We start from the raw sequence: 8,173 nt of genomic DNA on the forward strand, positions 1-8,173 counted from the left end.
TAGCTGGTCTCCACCGCGTGGGCCTCGGCGTCCACGTTCCGCGGCAGCGACAAGCGCGGCGGTGCCAACGGCGCCCGCATCAGCCTGGAGCCGCAGCGCAACTGGGAGGTCAACAACCCGGACGAGCTGGCCCAGGTCCTCAGCAAGCTGGAGTCCGTCCGCTCGGCGTTCAACGCCAAGGGCGGCAAGCAGGTCTCGCTGGCCGACCTCATCGTGCTCGCCGGTGGCGCGGGTGTGGAGAAGGCGGCCCAGGACGCCGGCGTCCGCGTCGAGGTCCCCTTCACCCCGGGCCGGGTGGACGCGACGCAGGAGCAGACGGACGTCGACTCCTTCGCCGCGCTCGAGCCCACGGCCGACGGCTTCCGCAACTACGCGGGCAAGGGCAACCGCCTGCCGGCCGAGTTCCTGCTGCTCGACAAGGGCAACCTGCTGAACCTGAGCGCCCCCGAGCTGACCGTCCTCGTCGGCGGTCTGCGGGTCCTGGGTGCCAACCACGGTCAGTCGAAGCACGGCGTGTTCACGGACCGCCCGGGCACCCTGACGAACGACTTCTTCGTCAACGTGCTGGACCTCGACACGCAGTGGAAGTCCACCTCCGAGGCGCAGGACGAGTTCGAGGGCCGCGACGCCTCGGGTCAGGTCAAGTGGACCGGCACCCGCGCCGACCTGGTCTTCGGGTCCAACGCGGAGCTGCGCGCCGTCGCCGAGGTCTACGCGAGTGACGACGCCCGGGCGAAGTTCGCCGAGGACTTCGTCGCCGCCTGGGCGAAGGTCATGGACCTGGACCGCTTCGACGTCTGACGGTCCGCAGGAGCCGCCCCTCGCGGGGCGGACGACCGCTTCGGCAGGCGCCCGGTGAAGGCCGCGATCATGGCCCTTCGCGGCTGAACGCCCGGGCGCCCGCCGGGAGACGGGAGGGCCGGTTCCCTCGGGGAGCCGGCCCTCTTTGTCGTGCCCGGCCCTCTTCGTCGTGCCCGGGCGCCGGGCGGGACCTGTGTGCGGCGGCTCAGACGGCGCCCAGCTGCCGGGCCGGGGCCCAGCAGCCGATGATGTCGCGCACGGAGACGACACCGACCGGCTCGCGCCCGTCGAGGACGATCAGATGCCGGAAGCCGCCGTGCGCCATCGCCGCGGCGGCCTCCTCCAGGGTCCACGCCGGGGCGGCGAAGACGACGTCGGTGGTGGTGTGGGCGGCGGCGGTCTCGTGGTCGGGGTTCTGGCCGAGGCCGAGGGAGTTGAGGACGTCGCGCTCGGTCAGGATGCCGATGCCGCAGCCGTCGGGGTCGAGGACCACGGCGGCGCCGACGTGACGTGCGGCCATCAGGCGGGCCGCCTGGCGCAGGGTGTGGGTGGGACCGATGGTGAGGACCATCGTGCTCATGGCGTCACGGACGAGCATGGATGGAGCCACCTTCCTGTGGGAGGTACCTGTGCCGCGTCCCGTGCGGCCCGGAGGCGGCAACGAGAAGCGATTCACAAGTTCACAAGTAGGGGGACTCTCAATGTCGCAGGCAAAGGGGACGTCAACAAGGGGGCGCGGGGGGCGACTTCCGGCGCACGGCCGGGAGTCCGGCCGCCCCGTGCGAGGCGGCGCGGACCGCGGATCGGTGCGGCCGACGGGTCAGCGCAGGTAGCTGAGCATCTCGTCGTGGAGCAGCCCGTTCGACGCCGCCGCGTTGCCGCTGTGCGGGCCGGGACGGCCGTCGAGGCCGGTGAACGAGCCGCCCGCCTCGGCCACCACGATCGCCGGCGCGGCCATGTCCCACAGGGAGAGCTCCGGCTCGGCGGCCAGGTCGACCGAGCCCTCGGCGACCATCATGTACGGCCAGAAGTCGCCGTAGCCGCGCGTGCGCCACACCGTGCGGGTCAGGTCGAGGAAGCCGTTCAGCCGGCCCTGCTCCTCCCACCCGGACAGCGAGGAGTACGCGAACGAGGCGTCGGCCATGCGGTTCACCTTCGACACGTGCAGCCGGCTCGCCGAGGTCAGGCTGCGGCCCGTGTACGCGCCCGCGCCCTTCGCCGCCCACCAGCGGCGGCCCAGCGCCGGGGCCGACACCACGCCGACGACCGGCTGGTACCCGCCCTCGCCCGCCTCCATGAGGGAGATCAGGGTCGCCCACACCGGCACGCCGCGCACGTAGTTCTTCGTGCCGTCGATCGGGTCGATCACCCAGCGGCGCGGGCCCGTGCCCTCGATGCCGTACTCCTCGCCGAGCACCGCGTCACGCGGTCTGGCCCGCTGCAGGTTGCCCCGGATCAGCTCCTCGGCCGCCTTGTCGGCCTCGCTCACCGGCGTCATGTCCGGCTTGGTCTCCACCTTCAGGTCGAGAGCCTTGAACCGGTCCATCGTCGCGGCATCGGCGACGTCGGCGAGGACGTGGGCGAGACGCAGATCATCGAGGTAGTCGGGCATGGGTGCACAGTATCGATCGTGGTGCGTCCGGGGCCACAGCGCCCCTGCGCCCGGCCCGGGCGGCGCCCGCCCGCCCGCACACCCGGTCCCGGGCACGGACGTGCGGGCCGTGCGGGGCCTTGACAGAGCGGACAAGCGCGTCAACTCTGGCGAAACGAACCGAACGGACCCGGCGGCCCGGGGAGGCGACCATGCCCGCAGCGCGGGAGTCCCTGCTGGACGCGGCCTGCGCGGCGCTCGGGCGCCGCGCCTGGTCGGCGGTGCGGATGGTCGACGTGGCGGCCGCCGCCTCGGTGTCCCGGCAGACCCTCTACAACGAGTTCGGCAGCAAGGACGGGCTGGCCCGGGCCCTGGTGCGGCGGGAGACCGACCTGTACCTCGCGGGGGCCGACCGGGCGCTGCGCGAGGGCGGACTCGAGGCGCTCGCCGACTGGACGACGGCGACCGCCCGGTGCAACCCCGTGGTGCGGGCGGCCCTCACCGGCTGCTGGAGCGAGCGGCTGCCCTCGCCGACACTGTCCGCGGTGTCGTCGCCCTCCACCGTGCCGGCGCAGCGTCGTGCGAACGGCCCGCTGCCCTCCCCCGCCGACTTCGTCTGCGCCGTACGGGACCGGGCCTCGGCCGCGCTGGGCGCACCCGGCCTGGACCGCGCGCAGGAGCAGAGGCTCGCCCGTGACTGCGAGCTGGTGGTGCGCCTCGCCCTGTCGTGCGTGGTGGCGCCGCCGGAGGAGGGAGGCGTCGGGCGGCTGGTGCGCGACGCGGTCGGACCGCGCGCCGGGTGAGCCCGTGCGCCGCTCCCGGGCACGGGACGCGCTACTTGAGCCAGCCGATCTTCGTGTAGTCGCGGCTGGCCAGGCCCTCGGCGCCGTAGTTCGCGAGGCCCGAGCGGACGGCGACGATCTGCGGACGCTGGTAGAGCTCGATGGAGTGGCCGAGCCTCCACAGTTCCTTGTCGGCCTCGTTGTAGAGCTTGTTCGCCTCGGTCGGGTCGGGGGTCTGCAGGGCCTTCTTCAGCAGTGCGTCGATCTTCGGAGAGCCGACGGAGCCGTAGTTCTGGAAGAGGTTCTTGCCCTGCGGCTGCACGAAGGTCGGGGTGACGACGCTCTTGAAGACGGCATCGACGTTGCGGAAGCTCGTGAGGTCGAAGTTGCCGGTGTTCACGAACTTCGGGAAGAAGTCGTTGGCCGGGACCTTCTTGATCGCGACCTTGACGCCCACGGTCGCCAGTTGCTGCTGCACCAGTTCGGCCTGGTCGAGGGCGGACGACGCGCTGCCGGCGCTCAGCGTGTAGTCCAGCGTGAGCTCCCGGCCGCCCTTGGTGCGTGGTCCGCCCTCACCGGACGACGTCCAGCCGGCCGCGTCGAGGAGCTTCCCGGCGCGCTCGGGGTCGAACCTCCCGTACGCGCCCGAGTTGTCCTGGTAGCCCACCTGGTTCGGCATGAAGAGGTGGTTGTCGAGCGGCTTCAGCTCGAAGGAGAGGTCCTTGCTGAAGGCGGCGTTGATGCCCTTGCGGTCGATCGCGTTGCCGATCGCCTGACGTACGCGGACGTCCTTGAGCGGGCCGCGCGCGCCGTTGAGCGCGATGTGCACCTCGTCCCAGCGGGCGCCGCGCCGGATGTCGGTGCCGGGCGCTTTCGCGAGGCGCTTGTAGTCCTCGGGCAGCAGGGCGGTGGCCTGGTCGACCTCCTTGTTGAGATACGCCTCGGTGCTCGCGGTGAAGTCGATGATGCGGTACACGACCGAGTCCAACTTGGGCTTCGGGCCCCACCAGTCCGGGTCCGGCACGACGGTGATCGTCTGGGCCGTCCTGTCGATCTGCTTGATCTTGAAGGCGTTGGCGGTGACCGGGAACTTCTGCACCCAGCCCTTGTTGAACTTGTCCGGGGTGTCGATGTACGCCGCCGGGTACAGCGCGTCGAACAGGCTCTTCCACTCCGCGTACGGCTTGGCGAAGGTGATCGTGACGCCGTGTGCGTCCTTGCCCTGTTCCACCTTGGATATCTGTTCGTAGCCGTCGGTGACGGCCGCCTCGTAGCGCTTGTCCGTGTTGTTCAGGGCCTTCCACTGAGCGGCGAAGTCCTTCCAGCTCAGCGGCTTTCCGTCGGACCACTCGGCCTTCGGGTTCAGTTCGTACTCGACGACCTGCGGGTCTGTGGAGACGACCTTCGCCGAGGTCAGGAAGTTCGGGTTGACGTGCTGCGCGCCCTTGGCGTCGTTGTCGAACAGGTCGGGCAGCAGGGCGCCGTCGACCTCGGTGGCGTCGCCGTTGAAGCCGTCCGGCGTGTTCCAGTTGAAGTTCGCGGGCCACGTCGACAGGCCCATCTTCAGCGTGCCGCCCTGCTTCAGGTCGCTGACCGGGTGCGGGTTGACGTCCTGCCCGTCCACCGCCGGTGCCGCCTGCTTCTTCACCGGCTTGCCGTCGTCGGAGGAACCGCAGCCCGCGAGCACCAGCCCGGCCGACAGAGCGGTTGCGAGGGCGGTGACGGTGGATCTGCGCATGGGTCTTCCTTCGGGTCGGGCGGGGCCAGGGGGTGCGGCCGCAGTCGGCGAGAACGTAATCCCGTCGGCGACGCCCGTGGAAGGGCTCCCGGAAGATGACATGTGCTCTTCATGATGCGGCAACAAGGCGCGATCATGATTGCTGCGACAAGCCGGTGACCTGCACAGACGGAGGCGGAACAGGTGTGGGGCTATCTGGGCAGACGCGTCGGCTACTACGTCGTCCTGCTCGCCGTCGCCATCGCCCTCTCGTACCTGATCGCCTCGCTCGCCCTGGACCCGCGCGCCTTCTACGAGGGCCGCAGGCCCCCGCTGTCGCCGGCCGCGATCGACCACCACCTGAGCGCGATCGGCGTCGACGACCACCGGCCCCTGCCCGCCCGCTTCGTCACCTGGGCCGGGCACGCCCTGCGCGGCGACCTAGGTGAGACCATCGACGGCTCGTCCGTCAGCGAGGAGTTCGGGCGGCGGATCGGCGTGAGCCTCCGCCTGCTCCTGCTCGGCACGATCGCCGGCACGGCACTCGGCGTCCTCGCCGGGGCCTGGACGGCGGTGCGTCAGTACCGGCTCTCCGACCGGGCGTTGACGATCGCGTCCTTCGCGCTGCTCTCGACTCCCGTCTTCCTGCTGGCCGTTCTGCTGAAGATCGGCGCGATCTGGTTCAACCAGCGGACCGGCACCGACGTCATCCAGTTCACCGGCGAGAAGAGCCCCGGCGTCGACTCCGGCTTCTGGCCGGTGCTCAAGGACCGCTCCGTGCACCTGCTCCTGCCGACGGTGTCGATCGCCCTCGGCGCCATCGCGAGCTACAGCCGCTACCAGCGCTCCGCGATGCTCGACGTCCTGGGCGCCGACTACCTCCGCACGGCGCGCGCCAAGGGCCTCAGGCACCGCACGGCCCTGGTCAGGCACGGACTGCGCACCGCTCTCATCCCGATGTCCACGTTCTTCTCCTACGGCTTCCTCGCCCTGTTCACCGGGGCCACCTTCACCGAGACGATCTTCGGCTGGCACGGGATGGGCGAGTGGTTCGTGTCCTCCATCGGCAAGAACGACGTCAACTCCGTCGTCGCCGTCAACGTCTTCGCCGCGGTGGTCGTGCTCCTGTCCGGCTTCCTCGCCGACGTGCTGCACGCCGCCCTCGACCCGCGCGTCCGACGCGCCTGAGTGACCTACGCCATGACAGCGAACCTTGTCGAGACGGCACCACCGCTCTCCCGGCCCCGCGGCCGCGGCTCCGTCGTCGCGCGCCGTTTCCTGCGCAACAGGAGCGCCCTCGTCGGAGCCACCGTCCTCCTCCTGCTCGTCGCCCTCGCCGTGTTCGGCCCCCACCTCACCTCATGGACGTACGAGAAGGTCGACTACGCGGCGCTGCGCGAGGCACCCTCCGCCGACCACTGGTGGGGCACCAACCGCATCGGCCAGGACGTGTTCGCGCAGACCGTGCGCGGCCTGCAGAAGTCCCTGGTCATCGGCGTTCTGGTGGCTCTGTTCGCGACAGGGCTCGCGGCACTCGTCGGCGCGTGCGCCGGATACTTCGGAGGCTGGGCCGACCGGGCGCTCATGTTCGTCGTCGACCTGCTGCTCGTCTTCCCGTCGTTCCTCGTCATCGCGATCGTCTCGCCGCGCCTGCGGGGCCTCGGCTGGTTCGCGTTCGTCGGACTGCTCGCCGTGTTCGGCTGGATGATCACGGCGCGGGTCGTGCGGTCGATGACGGTGTCGCTCAAGGAGCGCGAATTCATCCGTGCCGCGCGGTACATGGGCGTCGGGCCCTTCACCGTGATCCGCCGGCACGTGCTGCCGAACATCGCCTCGTTCCTCATCATCGACGCGACCGTCGCGGTGGGCGGCGCGGTCATGAGCGAGACCGCGCTGTCGTACTTCGGATTCGGTGTGCAGGCCCCGGACGTCTCGCTCGGCACGCTGATCGCGTCGACGACCGGCGCGGCGATCACGTACCCCTGGATGTTCTTCTTCCCCGCCGGTCTGCTGATCGTCTTCGTCCTCGCGGTGAATCTGGTGGGCGACGGGCTGCGTGACGCGCTCGATCCGTCCGCCTCGGGAAAGGGTGCGCACCGTGCTGCTTGAAGTGACCGGCCTGCACGTCGAGTTCGACGGCAGGGCCGCCGTGCGCGGCGTCGACCTCCGTCTCGAACGCGGCCAGGTGCTCGGGCTGGTGGGGGAGTCCGGCTCCGGCAAGTCCGCGACCGCGCTCGCCCTCCTCGGCCTCCTGCCCGGGAACGCGACCGTACGCGGATCGGTGCGCCTCGACGGGCAGGAGCTGGTCGGCGCGTCGGACCGGGAGCTGTCGCGGGTGCGCGGCGCACGGATCGGCATGGTCTTCCAGGACCCGCTGTCCGCGTTCACGCCCGTGTACCGGATCGGGGACCAGATCGCCGAAGCCGTCCGCGCGCACCGCGACGTGTCGCGCGAGGCCGCCCGGGCGCGGGCCGTCGAACTCCTCGGCCTCGTCGGCATCCCGCGCGCCCACGAGCGCGCGGACGCCTACCCGCACGAGTTCTCGGGCGGGATGCGCCAGCGGGCGATGATCGCCATGGCCATCGCGAACGACCCGGACGTCATCGTCGCCGACGAGCCGACGACCGCCCTCGACGTGACCATCCAGGCCCAGGTCCTCGACGTGCTGCGCACCGCCCAGCGCGAGACGGGCGCCGCCGTCGTGCTGGTCAGCCACGACCTCGGCGTCGTCGCGGGCACGGCCGACCGGGTGGCCGTGATGTACGGCGGCCGGGTCGTGGAGAGCGGCCCCGTGGACACGGTGTTCCGGGCGCCGCGGATGCCGTACACGCTGGGCCTGCTCGGCGCGGTCCCGCGGATCGACGGGGCGGCCGACGTCCTGGTGCCCGTGCCCGGGGTCGCACCGGGGGCCGGGGAGCCGGCGCCGGGCTGCGCCTTCGCGCCGCGCTGCCCCCTGGCCGACGACCGGTGCACGGTGAGCACGCCGGAGCTCGTCGCCGTGGGCGCGGGGCACACCGCGGCGTGCCTGCGCTCGGCGGAGGCGGCGGGGCGCACGCCGCGCGAGGTGTTCCCCGTGCCGCCGATCCCGCGACGCAGCCCACCGCGGGCGGGCGCGGAACCGGTGCTGAAGGTCCGCGGCCTCGGCAGGACCTTCCCCGTCCACAGGGGCACAGCCTTCAAGCGGCGCGTGGGCAGTGTGTACGCCGTCGACGGCGTCGACCTCGACATCGCGCGCGGCGAGACGCTCGCCCTGGTCGGCGAGTCCGGCTCCGGCAAGTCCAC

At 71.6% G+C, this 8,173-nt stretch carries 7 protein-coding genes and 1 pseudogene; 5 read left to right on the plus strand and 3 right to left on the minus strand.

The window, feature by feature from the left end; genetic code table 11:
• Positions 1 to 3 precede the first annotated feature (3 nt).
• Positions 4 to 801: pseudogene (locus tag GTW43_RS31845) on the plus strand (peroxidase family protein); the annotation flags it as partial.
• Between the two features lie 205 nt (positions 802 to 1,006).
• On the opposite strand, the gene GTW43_RS31850 reads toward GTW43_RS31845, so the two are convergent.
• Together GTW43_RS31850 and hisN are read right to left on the minus strand one after the other, a co-directional pair.
• A complete protein-coding gene (locus GTW43_RS31850; RefSeq protein WP_161305440.1) occupies positions 1,007 to 1,399 on the minus strand; it encodes a CBS domain-containing protein in 393 nt (130 codons plus the stop codon).
• A 222-nt stretch (positions 1,400 to 1,621) separates the two neighbouring features.
• Positions 1,622 to 2,413, minus strand: a complete 792-nt coding sequence (gene hisN, locus GTW43_RS31855) for a histidinol-phosphatase (protein WP_161305441.1) — start codon at positions 2,411 to 2,413, stop codon at positions 1,622 to 1,624.
• 191 nt (positions 2,414 to 2,604) lie between these two features.
• Between hisN and GTW43_RS31860 the strand changes: the two genes are divergently transcribed.
• The gene (locus GTW43_RS31860) at positions 2,605 to 3,195 is read left to right on the plus strand and encodes a helix-turn-helix domain-containing protein (protein ID WP_161305442.1); all 591 of its coding nucleotides are present in this window, start codon (positions 2,605 to 2,607) and stop codon (positions 3,193 to 3,195) included.
• 31 nt (positions 3,196 to 3,226) lie between these two features.
• On the opposite strand, the gene GTW43_RS31865 is transcribed toward GTW43_RS31860, so the two are convergent.
• Positions 3,227 to 4,912: an ABC transporter family substrate-binding protein gene (locus tag GTW43_RS31865; RefSeq protein ID WP_161305443.1), complete on the minus strand. Its 1,686-nt coding sequence runs from the start codon at positions 4,910 to 4,912 to the stop codon at positions 3,227 to 3,229.
• Positions 4,913 to 5,095: 183 nt separating this feature from the next.
• On the opposite strand from GTW43_RS31865, the gene GTW43_RS31870 reads away from it, so the two are divergent.
• From GTW43_RS31870 to GTW43_RS31880, 3 genes are all read left to right on the plus strand, one after another.
• On the plus strand, positions 5,096 to 6,079 hold the full coding sequence (locus GTW43_RS31870; RefSeq protein ID WP_161305444.1) for an ABC transporter permease: 984 nt from the start codon (positions 5,096 to 5,098) through the stop codon (positions 6,077 to 6,079).
• Between the two features lie 12 nt (positions 6,080 to 6,091).
• Complete coding sequence (locus tag GTW43_RS31875; RefSeq protein ID WP_161305445.1) at positions 6,092 to 7,000, plus strand: ABC transporter permease; 909 nt, start codon at positions 6,092 to 6,094, stop codon at positions 6,998 to 7,000.
• Positions 6,990 to 8,173, plus strand: a 1,184-nt coding sequence (locus tag GTW43_RS31880) for an oligopeptide/dipeptide ABC transporter ATP-binding protein (protein WP_343246180.1), incomplete at its 3' end; no start/stop codon positions are given. The genes GTW43_RS31875 and GTW43_RS31880, both read left to right, overlap by 11 nt.

Source organism: Streptomyces sp. SID5785, from assembly GCF_009870065.1.
Lineage (GTDB): Bacteria > Actinomycetota > Actinomycetes > Streptomycetales > Streptomycetaceae > Streptomyces.

Coding starts and splice junctions, on each gene's coding strand:
- GTW43_RS31865 (WP_161305443.1), bottom strand. CDS start 4,912: ATGCGCAGATCCACCGTCACCGCCCTCGCAACCGCTCTGTCGGCCGGG.
- GTW43_RS31875 (WP_161305445.1), top strand. CDS start 6,092: ATGACAGCGAACCTTGTCGAGACGGCACCACCGCTCTCCCGGCCCCGC.
- GTW43_RS31850 (WP_161305440.1), bottom strand. CDS start 1,399: ATGCTCGTCCGTGACGCCATGAGCACGATGGTCCTCACCATCGGTCCC.
- hisN (WP_161305441.1), bottom strand. CDS start 2,413: ATGCCCGACTACCTCGATGATCTGCGTCTCGCCCACGTCCTCGCCGAC.
- GTW43_RS31860 (WP_161305442.1), top strand. CDS start 2,605: ATGCCCGCAGCGCGGGAGTCCCTGCTGGACGCGGCCTGCGCGGCGCTC.